This is a genomic window from Chlorobium sp., from assembly GCF_049593655.1.
Classification (GTDB): Bacteria; Bacteroidota; Chlorobiia; order Chlorobiales; family Chlorobiaceae; genus Chlorobium.
In genome coordinates this window covers 16,598-33,014 of sequence record NZ_JBAWHG010000041.1, presented here as the reverse complement: position 1 = coordinate 33,014, position 16,417 = coordinate 16,598, and the positions used below count along the sequence as shown (strand labels likewise).

Genomic DNA, 16,417 nt, shown 5'->3' with positions numbered 1-16,417 from the left:
AGGCCATTCTTCATCGACACCGGGGGAAAAATAATTGTACAGTGCCCCGGCAAGCACGACAATGATCGCAAGGGCAGCAAAAAGAACCACCCGGTTCTTCTTTTTTATCACTTTCTCAGCATCCGGGTTCTTTACGCCCGAAACTTCACGCGATGCATCCTGGGCAGACCGGTTAACCTGATACCCGGAACTTGATGCATGCATGGAAGGAACGGCTTTCTTTCCGCTGCCGTCACTATTTTTCCGGACATTTTTGCGTGGTTCCGAAGCAAGAATATCGGTAACCTGATTGCCTATCTTGCTGTACAGATCGTCCCGTTCACGGAGCTTTTCAAGCAGCTTTATGGCATCCTGTCGTTCGCTTTCCGAATGCAGTTTCTCTTTCAGCTTGACCAGTATCGAGGCCTGCTGATCGAAAGACATGGGGTCGGAAGACCTGATGACGGAAAAAAGCTCGTCGATATACGATACCGGAACCTCGGGCTCTACGGGCAGCAGTTCGGGCAGAGGGCCGCTTTTCGGAAGGGAGTCAAGCGCCGTGACAAGCCTCATGAACGCATGCTTGTCGGCTGCCCGGTAATCGATGTACTGCACCATCTTCAGCTCTTTCGGAAGCAGGTTCAGGGTATCGACATCCGCGACCATTACCGGAAGGATGCTTTTGCCGAGCTGCGATGCATAGGTGTACTCACGGGAACAGGCTTCTGATTCCAGCGATTCTGGAGACATGGCAAACAGGAACACGTCGCACTCCCTGATGTTTCTGAGTATCTCGTTCCACCACTGCTGCCCCCCAGTCAGTTTTCGGTCGATCCATAATTCATAGTCGGACATCTCCTTCAAATCGGCAATCAGCAGCTGAAGCGCATCCTTGCTCCGTTCGCTGTAGCTGAAGAATATTTTTTTCATGATCTCTATTTCTGGTTATAAAAAAGAAACCACATACGAAAGAAACACGGAAAGCCTCATGAGGAGACACGCCGGATGCACAATCATCCGGTCTGCGCCCGCAAACCAAGGTGCAGGAACCAATCGTGCAGCCGGTCGAATGTGACCCACAGATCGCCGAACAGACCTGTAACGGCAAGAAGCGCCGCCAGACCTGAAACGACCATAACGAAAACAAGAGTGACGGCAATGCTTCTGAGCACCATCGAAACACGCTGTCTGGAAAGCACTATATCCCTGATCCACAAAAATGCGATATGCAGCGCTGCGGTAACACCCGCAATGGTCAGGCCAAGACGCTGTACATGCTCATTCAGAAAGAAAAAACCGGCAACCAGAAGCAGCACTTCGAAAAGGTAGAGAAGCTTGAGCCAGTGTTTGAATACGAGGCTGCTCATGCTTCGCGGAACCGCCGCCTCGACGAGCCACAGAAAAAATGTACCGGCTCGCGTCAGCACCGCCAGATAGCTTTTGCCTGCAATGCCGTACTCGTCGGCAATACCCGAAAGGATTTTGCCGGTGACGGTTGCCGCCCTTGCCGCATTTTTCAGCGCGGCTTCTGGTTCCGGCACATGGTTTGAGCGAAACACCCGAAGGTAATGGTCACGCAACTCCCGTTCGTCGATGTCGCGAAACGCCTGCGAATAGTCATGGCGTGAACGGGCCATCTTCTTTGTATACGTTTTCAGCCTGCGGATAAACGACACAAACAACTCAGGAACCGGTTTGCCGGAAACCGGGCGCATGAAGGCTTCAACGAGCAGGTCTTTCGATTCGCCCGGCCCCATCTGTCTCATCGTATCGAGCACGATTGCCGCATGCGCCTCGCCGATATAAGGATCGGCATCCGAGGCATCGGGAAGAAGCGCCCTGATGATCCGCTCTGCCCCGTCGAGCTGCCCCCACATGATATCGTTGCGCCTCCACCGCTCTTCCATGAAGGCCCCGAAGTTTCCCAGAGCTGTTCCCGCAAGTTTTTTCAGACGATCTTTCCTCTCGTCCACAAGAAAAGTCGCGTCTTCCGGGCTGATGCGAGATACGTCTATTCTGGTTCCTTCACAGGTGCCTGTGCCGTAAAGAATGGGGAAAAGCACCATATCGTAATCGCTATAGCTCCGGTAGGTGTTACCGAGAACCGAACGGGCGGCAGTCGCGCCGAAATCGGCATTCACTGCCGCGGGTTCATCGAGACAAAGCGCCTTTCGGCACACTTCGTCGCTTTCCTCTATAGCCTGGGTCAACCGGTTTTTGACCTTGACGGCAATACGGTCGAGCAGCCGGACCACTTTTTTGTTGCCTTGCAGAAAACCTGCGGCAATATCCTCGCTGGTCTGTTCCGGGCTCTTGCCTCTGGCTCGGCCGGAACCGAGGAAAAAGTCGATAACCGGCCTGAACGTGGCATCCCGGTCATCGCCGGCCTGTTTCGAGGAACCGCTTTGCAATGAAAACGAAAGACGGACATCGTCACTTCCGGAAAGAGCATCGACAAGATCCGACACAAGATCATAGAGCGGGTTGGCATCTTTCCCGTCCGTTCCTTCGCGAGGCTTGAACCGCGAGCGAAGCTCACGGCCTGCATCGAGAAGCCGGCTCTGCATCGCAAGCGTCTCTTTTCTTGCCGAAAGCAGCTCGGCCCTGAAGGACGAAACCCAGTCGACCGGGCCGGCAGGAAGCGGTTCATCAAGCCACTTTCCGAGATCTTTTGGCAACGCCTCTGCATCCATGGCATAAAACCGGTCGATACGACGCTTGAGAAACCGCAGTCGCCTGAGGGGAAACGTCAGGTCGAACCAGTGCAAAAAAGTGTTCATGGTACGAGGGGCCTGTTCCTCCTGCGCATCCTCTATTCGGTCGGTTCCATACTCCTCTCCCCGGTATCTGACAAACCGTTTTTCCCGCCATGCCTGCACGAGGTTTCTGAACACTCGTGCCGTATCGGATTGTTCGTCGAATCCTGCAACCCTGGCAAGCAGTTTGCCGAAATCATCGGTCACCGCTTCAATTTCAAGCCGCTGGTATGCCGCATATCCCGGACCTTTTCGAAGGGTCATGTCAGCCATGTCGAGCATGCCCCATTCCTGGTCATTGAGACCGGGCTTTGCCCAGAACGGCTCAGCTCCGGCATCTTCGCCTTTTTCGATTTTCTCTTGCCACGCCAGATAAACATCGCCATAAGGCGGAACCCACCCGGATTGCAGTTTGTCGGCATCAAGGTTTATGGTAATCCGCTCTATCAGGTCAAGCAGCCGGTTCCGTTCGAGAATTTTCTCGAGGTCGCCTCGTATGGTTTCGTATCGAGGTAGTTTCAGGAGAGCGGCAACGCTGTTTTCAATGGCGTTGGGCCTGCCGTCCCGTTCAGGATCGGATTCCGGATGGTCGGGAACCGGCTCGATATAGAGCAGTTTGCGCTCGACCGGCAGGTCGGAGTGACGGGCCGAAATGGTTTCAACCGCATAGGAAAACGGTTTGTTATCGAGATAGCCTCCGTCGCCAAACGGCCGGTTTCGGTACGATACGCAGCCTGCAGCAGGCTTGTCGGGATATCCCCGGAAAAACCGTTTCCAGCGATCACCGCTGGAGAGATACTCATCGCCGTACCGTTTGCGCCTGAGCACATCGTCAATATCGCTGAGCATGACCGGCTCAAAGGCAAAGGGAAACGATGAGGTGGAACGAGCCGCAAAGGCAAGCATGGGGTTGTTCTCTTTGCTGAAATCGTTCCAGGCGCTCTGGCCTGTATCGGAACATGAAAACCTGAACACGTTGCGGTGCCTCCGTTCGTAGACCGTGCTGTCGGTGAGTTCGATGGGCAGGGTGAGGCCGAGAATATCGGTCGTGGTAACGAACAGATCGAGTTCCCGCACATAAGCGGAGGGAACTCGATCTGTTCCTGGCTGCCCTGCATCATCCATGTTTTCGAACGCCTCAAGCAGCTTCTGGTACATTCTTCTGCTGTTGAAAAGCGACTGGGGCGATCGCTCTGCCTTCAGCACGGTATCTTTCACCGACCTCGAGTCGTTGATGAGCAGCGAGGCATCACCCTCGGCAATCCAGAGGTTCTTGAGATCTTCCATGCCAAGGCCCGTTGCAAGCGCTTTGGCAAGAAAAATGCCGTTGATTCCTCCTGCCGAGGTACCGGAAATGACATCAATAGTAAATTTGCGTTCCAGTGCGGCGTCGCGCACCAGCATTTCATCCACGTTCGTCGAGCCGGCAAGGCGATAGGCAATCTTCCGGTAAACGGTTTCCACCCGATCAAGCATCCCCGAAGGAATGAGCGGCGTAACGCCGTCCTGCCCCGTAGCAGTCGCTCGGACCATGCGCAGCAGCTCCTGCGCTATGCCGTTCATGTAGATCGCAAGGGATACTCCCCCGTACATGACGACGGCGAAGCGTATTTCGGATTTCGGGGAAACGGTGGCAGCCATTGCAGACAGGGGTTTTCGATTGAAAAAGTCGTGCGGAATACGGCTGAAGCTCGTCGGCGTTCCGCCATCTTCCGGTGAACACGGAAGATGGCGGAGATGCGGGAAGCTTTTATGGTAAAAGATACGCAGTTTCGGCTGCGTTCACAAGAAGGGCAGCAGACCGGAGGACGTTCACGGCATCTTGCCAAGCTTGCTGTGGTGTCTGCCGTAAAAAAAGTAGATCGCCATGCCGATAAGCAGCCAGATCAGCAAACGGAGCCAGTTTTCTGCCGGCAGGGAGAACATGAGCAACAGGCAGGTGAGAATACCGGCAATAGGGACGAAGGGAACAAAGGGCACCCTGAAGGGACGCTCGGCTTCGGGATGCTTGCGGCGCATGATGAGCACGGCCGTGCAGACGACGACAAACGCGAAAAGCGTGCCGATATTGACCAGCTCGGCAAGCAGGCGAAGCGGCAGCAGGGCGGCCATGAAGGCCACGAAGATGCCGGTGAGAATGGTGGATTTCCAGGGGGTTCTGAACTTTTCGTGAATGGCCCCGAAAATGTTTTTCGGCAGCAGTCCGTCACGCGCCATGGCAAGGAAAATGCGCGGCTGGCTGAGCATCATGACGAGCAGCACGGAGGTGATTCCGGCTATCGCTCCCAATGAAATGATGAAATGCGCCCATCCGAGACCAACCCGGCTGAAAGCGTGCGATACCGGAGCATCGATGTTGATTTCGTTGTAGGGCACCATGCCTGTTATGACTGCGGCGACGGCTATGTAGAGTATGGTGCAGACGATGAGCGAGGAGATGATACCGATGGGAATGTCTTTCTGGGGGTTACGCGCCTCTTCGGCATGGGTCGAGATGGAGTCGAAGCCGATATAGGCGAAAAAGATCATGGCCGCTCCGGCCAGCACGCCTACCGGCGCCCCTCCAAGTCCGGGCTCGCCAAGCACAAGGTGGCCGAAAACACTCAGGCCTGAAAAACCGAACGGCGCGAAAGGCTGCCAGTTATCCGGGTTGACATGCTGCGCGCCGAGCACGATGACCAGCAGGACAATGGCAACCTTGAAGATTACCATCGCAGTATTGAAACCGGAACTCTCCCTGATGCCTTTTACGAGAATCACCGTGATGATCGCGGCAATGAGCATGGCGGGCAGGTCCAAAAGTGAACCGGTAAGGGCGAGCATGCCGGTTTCGGGATTGAAATCGAGCGGCGCCCTGGAAAAAAGCGCGGGCACCCCGAGCCCGAATATGCCGATGAAGTCCTGAAAATAGTGGGACCATCCATGTGCGACCGTAGCAGAGGCGACGGCATATTCGAGGATAAGATCCCAGCCGATGATCCAGGCGAAAAGTTCTCCGAGAGTGGCGTAGGCGTAAGTGTATGCCGAACCGGCGACAGGCACCATGGAGGCGAACTCGGCATAGCAGAGCGCAGCGAAAATACAGGCGAGTCCGGCCACTGCGAACGAAAGCGTGACGGCGGGACCAGCCTTGTCGTGGGCGGCGACGCCTATCAGCACGAAGATTCCTGTGCCTATGATCGCCCCGACACCGAGACTGGTGAGGGCCAGGGGACCGAGAATGCGGTTCAGACGATGCTCGCCCTTCATTTCTTCGAGCAGCAGCGCAAGAGGCTTTTTCCTGAAACTGTTCTTCAAGGGTGCGGTCCCGGTTTTGTTGATGGTCGAAAAGACGGGCTGTAAGCCTTAATTAAAGCATTTTCAGAGTTTCAGCCTAAAAAAGTGCAAGAGAAAACGAACCGCGCACCACAACAGAACACCTCTGTCGACATAGCTGTTACATCTACCCCTGAATCACTTTTTTGCGGATCATCAGCTTCACCAGTTCGATGACCGGAACGATGGTGAGCGACGAAAGCAGCACGATCAGCCAGTCCTCGGGAGTAAGACAGAAGGTGCTGAAGGGTATCCGCAGAAAAGGAACCGCGATGATGAGGGCAAGCAGAATCAGCTCCCAAAGAATGGCCAGGTTCAGCCACCGGTTCGCGAAGGGCCTGTAATAGAGCGGACGGGTTTCGGAACGGAAATTGTAGGCCTTGAAGAACTGTATCAGCACCAGGGAGACGAAGGTCATGGTCATCGCCTCGCGTACCGGGCGGCCGGAGTGGAGGGCCCAGTTGAAAAGCGACATGTTCACCACGGTGGACCAGATGCCTCCGGCAAGCATGAGCGCAAGCACGGGACGGGTGAAAATGCCCTGACGGGGATCGTTCGGGCGACGTTTCATGATATCCTTCTCGGGCGGATCGACGGCCAGCGCCAGTGCGGGAAGGCCGTCGGTGGCGAGATTGACGTAAAGGATCTGTACGGCAGTGAGCGGCAGCGGCAGACCGAACAGTGAGGCTCCGGCCATGAGGCCCAGTTCGCCGATGTTCGACGAGAGCAGGTAGGTCAGGTATTTCCTGATGTTGTCGTAGATTCCCCTCCCCTCTTCGACCGCAGCGACAATAGATGCGAAGTTGTCGTCGGTCAGCATCATGGCCGAGGCCTCTTTGGAAACGTCGGTGCCGGTAATGCCCATGGAAATGCCGATATCGGCTTTTTTCAGCGCAGGGGCGTCGTTGACCCCGTCGCCGGTCATGGCCACGATTTCTCCGTTTTTCTGCAGGGCATCGACAATTCGAAGCTTGTGTTCGGGAGCGACGCGGGCGAACACGCTGATACCCTCGACCGAACGGCGCAGCTCCAGGTCGCTCATTTCCTGCAGCGCCGATCCCGCCACAACCCTGCCGCCCCGAAGAATGCCGAGTTCGCGGGCGATGGCTTCGGCCGTGACCGGATGATCGCCGGTAATCATGACCGGACGGATGCCTGCCTCGATGCAGCGCCTGACGGCTTCAGCAGCTTCGGGCCTCGGCGGATCGATCATGCCGGCGAATCCGAGAAAATTCATGCCGACGGAAGCCGTGCCGATGGAAGCTCCGCGCTTTTCGGCGATAGCGAGCACCCGGAGGGCTTTTCGGCCCATGGCTTCGGCTTCGGCGTGCAGCCGTTCTTTCATGGAGGAATCCAGAGGCGTAACGCCTTCAGAGGTCAGCACCGTCGCGCAGTCCTGAAGGATCACTTCCGGAGCACCCTTTATGAAGGCGTTCGGAACACCACCATCGTCATGCAGGGTGATCATACGCTTCGTTTCGGAGGAGAAGGGCAGTTCGTCGATGCGGGAAAAACGCGCCTGCAGTTCCGCGATGTCGAGTCCTGCTTTCACGGCCGCCACCAGGAGCGCTCCCTCGGTTGGATCGCCCTTGATATCCCACTCCCCCTCTTCGTTTTTCAGCAGCCGGGCGTCGCTGCAGAGCACCCCCGCTGTGAGAAAGCGGTGCAGACTGCCGGGAAGGGGCCCGCCGCCCGCAACCGTAAAGCCGCCTTCGGGAATATAGCCCGACCCTCCGACGTCAATCAGGGTGCCGGAGATATAGAGCGACCGGACGGTCATTTCGTCGCGGGTAAGCGTGCCGGTTTTGTCGGAACAGATCACCGTGGTGCTGCCCAGCGTTTCGACGACCGGCAGCCTCCGCATGAGGGCGTTGCGCCTTACCATTCGCTGGACACCGAGCGCCAGCGAAATGGTGACGACTGCTGGAAGCGCTTCGGGCACGACAGCCACGGCCAGGGCAATGCCGAAAATGAGCATGTCGATAAACGACTGGCCGCGGAAAAGGCCGAGCGCCACAATCACCAGCACGATGACCATCGCAGCCCGGGCAAGCACTGCGCCTACCTGATCGAGATTTTTCTGCAGCGGGGTTTTCTCCGTCTCGACCTGCTGGAGCAGAGCAGCGATCCTGCCAAACTCGGTCTGCATGCCGGTAGCAACCACCACCGCAGATCCGCGACCGTAGCTCACCGCTGTTCCGGCAAACACCATGTTCATGCGGTCGCCGGGTCCGGCATTTGCGGGCGAAAGCGAGCCTGCGTCCTTTTCGGACGGCAGGGATTCACCGGTCAGGGAGGCCTCCTCGACCTGCAGGTTGACCGACACGACCAGCCGGGCATCGGCGGGTATGCGGTCGCCTGCGGCGAGCATCACCATATCGCCGGGCACGACTTCCGAGGCCGGAACGAGCTGTTCCCTGCCATCGCGGATAACTCTGGCCTGCGGAGCCGCCATGCTCCGGAGCGCATCGATGGCTTTTTCCGCCCTGAACTCCTGAATGAAACCGAGCAGCACGGCAAAAAGCACGATCACGGCAATCGCTGCGGCTTCGAGGCCGTGGCCGAGAAAAGCCGACAGCACGGTGGCCAGGAGCAGGGTTATGATCAGGACATTTTTGAACTGATCGAAGAGCAGCTTCCAGGGGCTGACGCCCTTTTTTGACTGCAGGATGTTGGGGCCGTACTCCCGAAGGCGGCGATCGGCCTCGTCGGAATCGAGCCCCGGACCGGTAACGCCAAGACGGCCCAAAACGGCCTCCGAAGTCAGGGTATGCCAGAGTTCATGCATCATAGGATGTCGCGTTTGCGTTTGTTTTCATCGATACCTTCCCCGCAGGATCCACATCGAGCCCATGCGGAGCATCCCGAAACGGGAAAAAAGTCCTGCTGTGATTAGATTAACCATAAAACGGGCATAAAAGATCGAACAACACCTCCCGATTGCGCACCCGGCCTCCCGATGGGCAACACCCGGCACCGAAGCGCAATCGCGACAAACATGAAAAACCATGGGTAACAGCGAAGAAAACGAACATCTGGAAGAGGACATATCCATCCATATTTTTACCGTCTCGGCAGCCATGGTGGGCGTATGCCTGACGGTAATAGGAATTCTTCATATTGTCATCAACAGCCGGCAGGTCACGACATTCGTCGACGATCTTCTTTCTCTGGACGCGCTGCTCTTTCTGTTTTCGTGCATGCTCTCCTATTTCGCCCTCCGGACTCGCAGCGGGCACCGGATGCATGGGATGGAACGCACCGCCGACACGATATTTATCGCCGGACTCGTACTGATGGTGGTTGTTTGCGGTCTTATTGTCTATGTACTGGTATAGATGGACAAGCGAGTACGCGGCTTTCGATCCTGATGCCCGCCCGGGCGCTTCGCACACAAGAGCGGGAAAACATCCCCCGGCAGCAACCCCTCCAGGCAGAGACCCGGGGCTGCGCTCCGGAAATTCATCGAAAAATCAAAGGCGTCTTCAGGAAAGGTTGTTTCCGCGGCGTTTTGCCTTAAGCGAAAAACCCATGGAGAGAACAACTGCGAGGTTGACGAGAAGAAAAACGATCGTGATCCACGAAAAGCCTTTTGCAAGTTCATACAGTTCGAAGGGCAGATAAACGGCTCCGCTCAGCAAAGCGAACCATCGTGCCCATCGCTTTGCGAACCAGAGGCCGTAAGCCTCGACAAATCGCATAACCGAATAGAGGAGTGCAAGAACCGCCAGAAGCCGTAACCGGCTGTCGGCAATAGTGCCGACAGCTTCGGAAAAAATCCCGGGGATGTGCTTTGCTGCGTTGAGATGCAAATGCCCGACCAGTCGAGCGGCAAACGCCTGCATATTCTGATGTATCAGCGAAAACAGCGAAAATCCGGCAGCAAGGACGAGAATGCCCTTTCCCGCCTCGAAAAGAGCGATCCCTCTGATGCCGAAGCGCATCCTGTCGTTCAAACCATGCATCGAGGCACTCAAAATCCGGAATCAGAAACTGACTGCCGACGCACGGCTTGCCTGGGCTTGCAGCTTCTCCTGCCAGTCAGGGCCGGAATACTTTTCTGCAAGCGCCACCACAAGATGTTTCGGCTCGATGCCAAGATCGAGATTTCTGCCGAGTCCCTGTACACAGGAGGGGCAGTTGGTCAGCACCACCTTCTCCCCCGACCCGTTCATGGCTTCGCGGATGGCGTCGCGCTTGCGGTGCAGCATGGCGTCGGTGATATCCGGCCTCGATAACGCGAGGGTTCCGGCCTCTGAACAGCAGTGCGCAACCGCCTTGACGGATTCGAATCCGCCGAGTTTGCCGATAGTATCGAGAGCCTTGCCTCCCAGGGAATCGTGGCACGGAGCATGATAGAGATACCTTCCTCCCGGCTCCTGCAGCCTGAACCCTTTCTCGAGAGCATAAGCCGAGGTATCGATGATCCTTCCGCCGAAAAGCTTTCCGGTTTCAATGGCATCGAGCCCTTCAAGACAGGTGCCGCAGGTCACCACGCAGGCATCGAAATCCAGATAGGAGAACATTTCACGAATCTGGCTGAACAGGACGGTATTGCGCAGGACGATGCTCGAATACTGATCGCTCTTGGCATTCACATGCGCAGGAAAGCCGCAGCAGAGAAACGGCGGCGGGAGGATTACCCGTGTGCCGGTCTCAAGCAGCAGATGCAGGGCGGCCATGGCGATGGTCGAGTTCAGTCGTTCCGAACCGCATCCGGGAAAATAAAAAACCGTACTGTTGCCAACACCCGACGGTTCGAAAACCAGTACCTGGTCCTGGCCGCACTCGGGAAGAACGTCACGCAGGGTTTTCCGGGGAACCGGAGGCACCGATGAACGCAACAGCCTGAGCGGATAGAATGCCGGCGGATCGTCCTCCGGCTGCAGTGGTGCGCTGAGACGGTTGCCCGCACGCTGCATGGCGCCGCCGAAACGAAGCACCGTATTACGGAAAACGGTGTTGAAAAGCGTCGAGCGGCTGTCGAGATAGTGCAGGGTCATCTCGGTTACCGGCGAGGAGTGCCTGAATCCCCTTCCGGCAAGCAGTTCACGTTCGAGTACGGAGACCTCTCCGGTATCGATATCGACCGGACAGGGTTTCAGGCATTTATGGCAGATCGTGCAGTGATCGGCAACCTCGTCGAGCCACTGAAGCAGTTCAAAATCGGTGGAACGCTCCCGCTGGGCATCGAAAAGCAGGGCTTCGATGAGCGAACCGATGGCGAGATTCTTGTTGCGGGGATGATAGAACATGCCCCGCGCCGGGTAGTAGACGCAGCAGTCGGTTTTGCACTTTCCGCACCGGATGCAGTAGTCGACTTTTTTGGAAAGCTCCTCGATCTTGGCTCGTTTGAGAATATGCGCTTCAAGCTCAAGCAGGTTGAAGGAGGGCGTGAAGATATGGCCGAGCACATCCATGTCTTCGAGTTTTCCGGGGTTCATGAGCCCTTTTGGATCGACTTTCCGGCGGTACCGGGCAAGTTCATCAACGATCGAGGCATCCAGATATTTCAGTTTGGTGACACCGATGCCGTGCTCGCCGGAAACCACGCCACCAAGGGAGACGACCTTTTCCATCACCTGATCGACCACCTTGTCGGCGCGTTCGAGCATCAGCCGGTCGTTGGAGAGCACCGGAATATTGACATGCACGTTGCCGTCTCCGGCATGCATGTGGGTGGCGATGGCGATCCTGCTGTTGCGGATGTACTCTTTGGCCTGCTCCACCGCGCCCTGGATTTTCGGATATCCCTGCAGGAGTTCGGCAAGCTCTCCGGAGAAATCATGCAGAATCTCAAGGGAGCGCAGCGACTCGTCCGGAGCGTCAAGCACCTTGCGGCGGAACTCCCCGCAGAGTTCCAGGCCGGTGGGCACTTTGGAGGCAAACTGTCCGCCGTCTTCGTTCACTTTTGCGGTTTGCAGGATCTCCGAGGCCCTTTCGACGAAGCGGAGCTGCGAGTAGCGCTCCTCGTCGGTATTGAGATGGTCGATGAATCGCGCGAATTCGGCAAGAGCTTCAAGAGGAATGACGATATCCTCGTTCAGCTTGAAGGCGTTGGTCCTCCGGGCGATGGCGCTGAGTTTCTTGCGGTCGGCCCAGAAACGCACCGACTCGGCATTGTCGCGGGCCACGAACATGAGGGTGTTCGGATGGTGTTCGAGCAGGGCCGCTACCCGGTCGACCCCCCGCTGCACTTCGCCCGGAGTGCGGGCGGCAATGTCGATCAGGAGCACGGCCTTCGGCGTCTGGGGACGAGGAGCCTTCACCTTGTAGTCGATTGCCCTCACGTATTCGTCGTCGAAGTGTTCGAGCGCGAGCAGCGCCTCCTCGTCGTTGAACGGCAGGGGAAAAATTTTCGACAGCTCCACAATCACCCGGCTGGCTTCGTCCATGTCCTGGCCGAAAAACTCCAGACAGAGCGTCCTCTTTTCGGGATACTGCCTGTAGAGCACAAACACCGCGGAGGTGATCACCCCGTCGGTGCCCTCCTTCTGCAGTCCCGGAACCCCGCCGAGCGCCTTGTTGGTAATGTCCTTCCAGAGCCCTTTCTTGCGGATATCGGTTCCGCAAAGCTCTATCCTCTCAAGCCGTTTTCCGGCTTCATCGAGCACTTCGAAAGATACCGTATCCTCATGCAGGATTTTACGGAGCTGATGATCGGTCCGCCTGACTGTCCAGCGCTCTCCCGAAGGCATGGCCATGCGCCACTCGAGCAGGTTGTCGATACAGGTGCCCCAGCGCACGGCCATCTTGCCGCCGGCGTTCTCGGCGATGTTGCCCCCCACCGTGCACGACCATTCGCTGGTCGGATCGGTCGCAAAAACCAGCCCTTGCTCTTCGGCCTCGTGCATGGCCCTTTCGGTGACGACGCCTGCCTCGATTTCGATGACCGGAGCCTGACGCACGGAGCCGTCGTCCAGATGGAAATCACGCAGGGAAATGCCCCGGCTCCGGTTCAGCTTCTCCATATTGATGATGACGCAGCGCGAACGGAGCGGAACCGCTCCGCCGGTAAGGCCGGTACCCGCACCCCTGGGGATGATCTTGAGCCCGAGATTGGCAATGGCCGTAATGAGCGGAGCCACCTGGTGTTCCTCTGCGGGAGTCACGACGGCGACGGGAAGATGCAGTCGCCAGTCGGTCGCGTCGGTCGCATGCGCGGCAAGGGAGAAGGGGTCGAACAGCACATTTTTCACCCCCACCACAGCCCCGAGCTCCCGCCTGAGCCTGCGGCGCAGTTCGGGAGTGTTCTCCACGGCGGTTCGAAAGCGGTCGAGCTGTTCACGCACGGCGGCCACCACGGTAATCACCCTGGTCTCTCCGTTGGCTGAATTGGCGATGATATCGAGATCCTTGGCCGCCCGTTCGAAAAGGCGCTGGCGGCGCTGCGGCGAATCCACCAGTTCCTGGAACAGGTAGGGATTGCGCCGGTGAATGAGAATTTCGCCGATACTGCTCATGAGCAGGCGTGCCGAACGGCCGGTTACCCGGTGTTCACGGAGCTCGTCGAGCGTTCTGACAATATCGCGGCCAAGCAGCGAGGCGATTGCCTGCCGGTCGTCGGCCGAAGTATAGTTGAATGGAATTTCCCTTGGAACGGCATGTGAAACTGTCGCCGTTTCGGGTCCGGTTGTTAACATCATGGCTAATAAAACCTTTTCGGATCCTTTATCGCAGACTCACAAAACCCGGTAAAGGGTATTTGTCGACTGGAAAGTACAAATATTTTCAATTCCAACTCCAACCCGGAGCCGGAAAGCGGGGCAAAGGATTGATTTGCAATCCGATAACCTTACAAACCCTTTTGAACTGTTGAGAATTCCGCGGAAGGATGCCTGCCGGAGAAAAGAAAAGCGAAACGGAAAGCGCCGCATCCTGCAGGCTGAATGCACTCTGCGGGACGCGGCGCGAGATCGCTTCTTCAGCGGGCGAAATCGACATACTGCCCGTCGGCGAACGGAACCAGCCTGACGGTGCCGTCGGGGCTTTCCCTGTTCAGCCACTGCATGAAATCGCTCTGTTTCCACGCTTCGAACGTACCCTGAAAACCGCCTGCATCGGGATAAAGTCTTATGAAGCGCCTGAACATGTCAATGGTAAATGCGGTTTCGGCTCCGTTTGGTTTGTAGGTCTCCACTCCGGGGCAGAGCTTGCACTTCGAGGGGTTGTCGGCCTGCTTGCACAACTCGCTCTTTTCAGTGAGGTAGCCGCAGTGCGCGCCCTTTTCGATGCGGGCAACCGAGGACCAGCTTTCGGGAGAGGAGAGCTGGGTAAACTGGGTTGGGGTACCCGATGTGGACGACCAGGAGGGCGGATTGGAGCTCTCCAGGGTTGCACAGTCGCACTGACCCACCACCATCAGTTCCGGTATCCCGGTTTCTGAGAGAATATCACGGTACGGCTTCATGCCGGGCGCAATGAAGGGAATATTCATATCGACCGGCGAAAGCTGGAGGAGTCCGACGGGATTGGCCCTGTCTTCGGGATTCCACTTTTCCATTCGTTCGGAATAGGCCGGAATGAACTCCCGGTCGTAAATCACCGGATTGAAGGGACGGAAACTTTTTCCGCCGAGTTTCCGCAGGTTCTCGAAACCCACTGCGGCAGCCTGGGCATGGGCTCCACCGACGGAATGACCGGCGAAGATGACGTTGTTGCCCTTCATGAAGCGGGTTCTGTTGAGAATCTCGCGATCATGGAAACTCTGGTTCCTGTTGTGCTCGTCGATTTTATAGAACTCGTCCGTAGCTCCGTATTTGATGAGATAGGATGCCGCGGCGTATGCCTCCTGCCCGACTCTCGGGTTCCCTCCCAGATCGACCCACGGTATGAGAGCCGACTGCATGTGGGCTGCGGTAACGAACCCCATGGCCCAGTTTTTTTCAACGATAGCTTCGCTGTAGTTGTAATAGGAAGAGGGATTGATGCCGAAGAGCGGATTGTCGTTCAGGAGTGCTCCGGCGACTTTCTTCGGATAGAAGAGGAGATCGTTGCCGATCAGAAAGCCGTGACTGAACATCACCAGCCCGTTGGCTGCCCTGTTTTTAGGGTAGAATACTTCGATAACCAGTTCGACGAACTGGGGCACCAGCCAGTCGTACTGTACCCAGATATGAACGCGGTCGAAACAGTAGTTGTTGATGCAGATGGGCTTCATAACGGTGCTATTGAGGAGTTAATGGGGGTTAGTTCAACAGAAAAAACAGTACCGGAGAGCGCAATCGCCCCTGGCTTCAATGCCAGAGACCGCCGCCGCATCGCCTGCCGTGCATGGGCCTGCTGTCACTTTCAACGTCACAGAACCAGCCGGCGACATGGCCGAGGGCTCCGGGAGGGAGTACCGATTTTGCCGCTTCGAGTTCTTCTTCGGTAAAATCATACCCTGCAGCACTGACCAGCTCACGACGTTTTTCGGCAAGCTGCCGCACCAGATTGTCGCGAAAAGTCTCCTCTTCGGCAAGCTGTACAAGAAATTGTCTTGCGGATTCGATTGACATGCCACTGTCTCCATTAAAGGTTCGGTAAAAACAAACGGCCGGAATTTCCGGAGCCTCCTGTTTTCAATATCTGCAAAATACGGCAGTAATCATAGCACCGGCTACAGTCTTGCGCCGCCGGAAATCTCCAGAATCTGGCCGGTTATGAAGGATGCGTCATCCGAGGCGAGAAACAGGGCCGCTCTGGCGACATCGAGGGGAGATGCGACCCGTTTGAGCGGATAACGGGAGGCACACTCCCTCGCGAGGGCCTCCCATCGCTCGGTACCGAGAGCTTTCCGGAAAACAGGTACGTCGACAAGAGCGGGGGCAAGAGCATTGACGGTGATGCTGCTCTGGCCGAGCGACAGGGCGAGGGAACGGGTGAATGCGGCAATCCCCCCCTTGGCGGCAGCATAGGAAAACTGGTGATCGGCACCCCGGTAAACCAGGGAGCTCATGTTGACGATCCGCCCGTACTGTCGGGGCTGCATGATTTTGACGGCCTCCCTGCAGCAGAGCATGCACGACTTCAGATTGAGTGCAATGTTCCGGTCTATCGATTCGCTGCTGATCGAGTCGGCTGCAGAAAAGGGATCGAGATCGCCTCCTGCGATGTTTACCAGAATATCGAGCCCGCCCTCCGTTCTGCGGACAGCTGCAAACAGATCGACAATCTGCTCTTCAATGGTCAGATCCGCGCCCACGGCCGATGCTTTCCCTCCCTGCGCCCTGATCCGGCGACATACCGTTTCGCAACCGTCGAGATCGATATCGCTCAGTACCAGTGAGGCTCCCTCTTCGGCGAAACAGAACGCCGCTGCGCTCCCGATACCCCCTGCCGCTCCCGTGACGAGCGCCGTTTTCCCCCTCAGTCTCATAGTTGCG

Annotated in this window: 10 protein-coding genes; 1 reads left to right on the top strand and 9 read right to left on the bottom strand. The window is 56.9% G+C overall.

Going from position 1 to position 16,417, the window contains the following annotated elements:
* From WBP50_RS06765 to WBP50_RS06750, 4 genes are all read right to left on the bottom strand, one after another.
* Window positions 1-909: toll/interleukin-1 receptor domain-containing protein (locus WBP50_RS06765; protein ID WP_423932662.1), on the bottom strand; the 909-nt coding region annotated here is incomplete at its 3' end.
* A gap of 83 nt (window positions 910-992) precedes the next feature.
* On the bottom strand, window positions 993-4,376 hold the full coding sequence (locus WBP50_RS06760; RefSeq protein WP_423932659.1) for a patatin-like protein: 3,384 nt from the start codon (window positions 4,374-4,376) through the stop codon (window positions 993-995).
* Between the two features lie 171 nt (window positions 4,377-4,547).
* Window positions 4,548-6,032, bottom strand: coding sequence for an amino acid permease (locus WBP50_RS06755; RefSeq protein WP_423932657.1), 1,485 nt, complete (start codon window positions 6,030-6,032; stop codon window positions 4,548-4,550).
* A 145-nt stretch (window positions 6,033-6,177) separates the two neighbouring features.
* Window positions 6,178-8,841, bottom strand: a complete 2,664-nt coding sequence (locus WBP50_RS06750) for a cation-translocating P-type ATPase (RefSeq protein ID WP_423932655.1) — start codon at window positions 8,839-8,841, stop codon at window positions 6,178-6,180.
* A 217-nt stretch (window positions 8,842-9,058) separates the two neighbouring features.
* Here WBP50_RS06750 and WBP50_RS06745 point away from each other — a divergent pair, with 217 nt between their 5' ends.
* The gene (locus WBP50_RS06745; protein ID WP_423932653.1) at window positions 9,059-9,388 is read left to right on the top strand and encodes a hypothetical protein; all 330 of its coding nucleotides are present in this window, start codon (window positions 9,059-9,061) and stop codon (window positions 9,386-9,388) included.
* A 147-nt stretch (window positions 9,389-9,535) separates the two neighbouring features.
* On the opposite strand, the gene WBP50_RS06740 is transcribed toward WBP50_RS06745, so the two are convergent.
* The 5 genes from WBP50_RS06740 to WBP50_RS06720 all read right to left on the bottom strand — a co-directional run bounded on the left by WBP50_RS06740 (window position 9,536) and on the right by WBP50_RS06720 (window position 16,410).
* On the bottom strand, window positions 9,536-10,015 hold the full coding sequence (locus WBP50_RS06740; protein ID WP_423932650.1) for a DUF2127 domain-containing protein: 480 nt from the start codon (window positions 10,013-10,015) through the stop codon (window positions 9,536-9,538).
* Window positions 10,016-10,036: 21 nt separating this feature from the next.
* Window positions 10,037-13,696, bottom strand: coding sequence for a DUF3683 domain-containing protein (locus tag WBP50_RS06735; RefSeq protein WP_423932648.1), 3,660 nt, complete (start codon window positions 13,694-13,696; stop codon window positions 10,037-10,039).
* Window positions 13,697-13,974: 278 nt separating this feature from the next.
* Window positions 13,975-15,210 carry a hypothetical protein gene (locus WBP50_RS06730; RefSeq protein ID WP_423932645.1) on the bottom strand — a complete coding sequence of 412 codons (1,236 nt, stop codon included), beginning with the start codon at window positions 15,208-15,210 and terminating at the stop codon, window positions 13,975-13,977.
* A gap of 76 nt (window positions 15,211-15,286) precedes the next feature.
* Complete coding sequence (locus tag WBP50_RS06725) at window positions 15,287-15,550, bottom strand: Nif11-like leader peptide family natural product precursor (RefSeq protein ID WP_423932644.1); 264 nt, start codon at window positions 15,548-15,550, stop codon at window positions 15,287-15,289.
* A gap of 101 nt (window positions 15,551-15,651) precedes the next feature.
* Window positions 15,652-16,410 (bottom strand): SDR family NAD(P)-dependent oxidoreductase, encoded by a 759-nt coding sequence (locus tag WBP50_RS06720; RefSeq protein ID WP_423932643.1) that lies wholly within the window; start codon window positions 16,408-16,410, stop codon window positions 15,652-15,654.
* Window positions 16,411-16,417: the final 7 nt, after the last annotated feature.

What these genes read in the sequence shown, in the direction of transcription:
- WBP50_RS06760 (WP_423932659.1), bottom strand. Translation starts at nt 4,376, where the DNA reads ATGGCTGCCACCGTTTCCCCGAAATCCGAAATACGCTTCGCCGTCGTC.
- WBP50_RS06750 (WP_423932655.1), bottom strand. Translation starts at nt 8,841, where the DNA reads ATGATGCATGAACTCTGGCATACCCTGACTTCGGAGGCCGTTTTGGGC.
- WBP50_RS06745 (WP_423932653.1), top strand. Translation starts at nt 9,059, where the DNA reads ATGGGTAACAGCGAAGAAAACGAACATCTGGAAGAGGACATATCCATC.
- WBP50_RS06740 (WP_423932650.1), bottom strand. Translation starts at nt 10,015, where the DNA reads ATGCATGGTTTGAACGACAGGATGCGCTTCGGCATCAGAGGGATCGCT.
- WBP50_RS06735 (WP_423932648.1), bottom strand. Translation starts at nt 13,696, where the DNA reads ATGATGTTAACAACCGGACCCGAAACGGCGACAGTTTCACATGCCGTT.
- WBP50_RS06730 (WP_423932645.1), bottom strand. Translation starts at nt 15,210, where the DNA reads ATGAAGCCCATCTGCATCAACAACTACTGTTTCGACCGCGTTCATATC.
- WBP50_RS06725 (WP_423932644.1), bottom strand. Translation starts at nt 15,550, where the DNA reads ATGTCAATCGAATCCGCAAGACAATTTCTTGTACAGCTTGCCGAAGAG.
- WBP50_RS06720 (WP_423932643.1), bottom strand. Translation starts at nt 16,410, where the DNA reads ATGAGACTGAGGGGGAAAACGGCGCTCGTCACGGGAGCGGCAGGGGGT.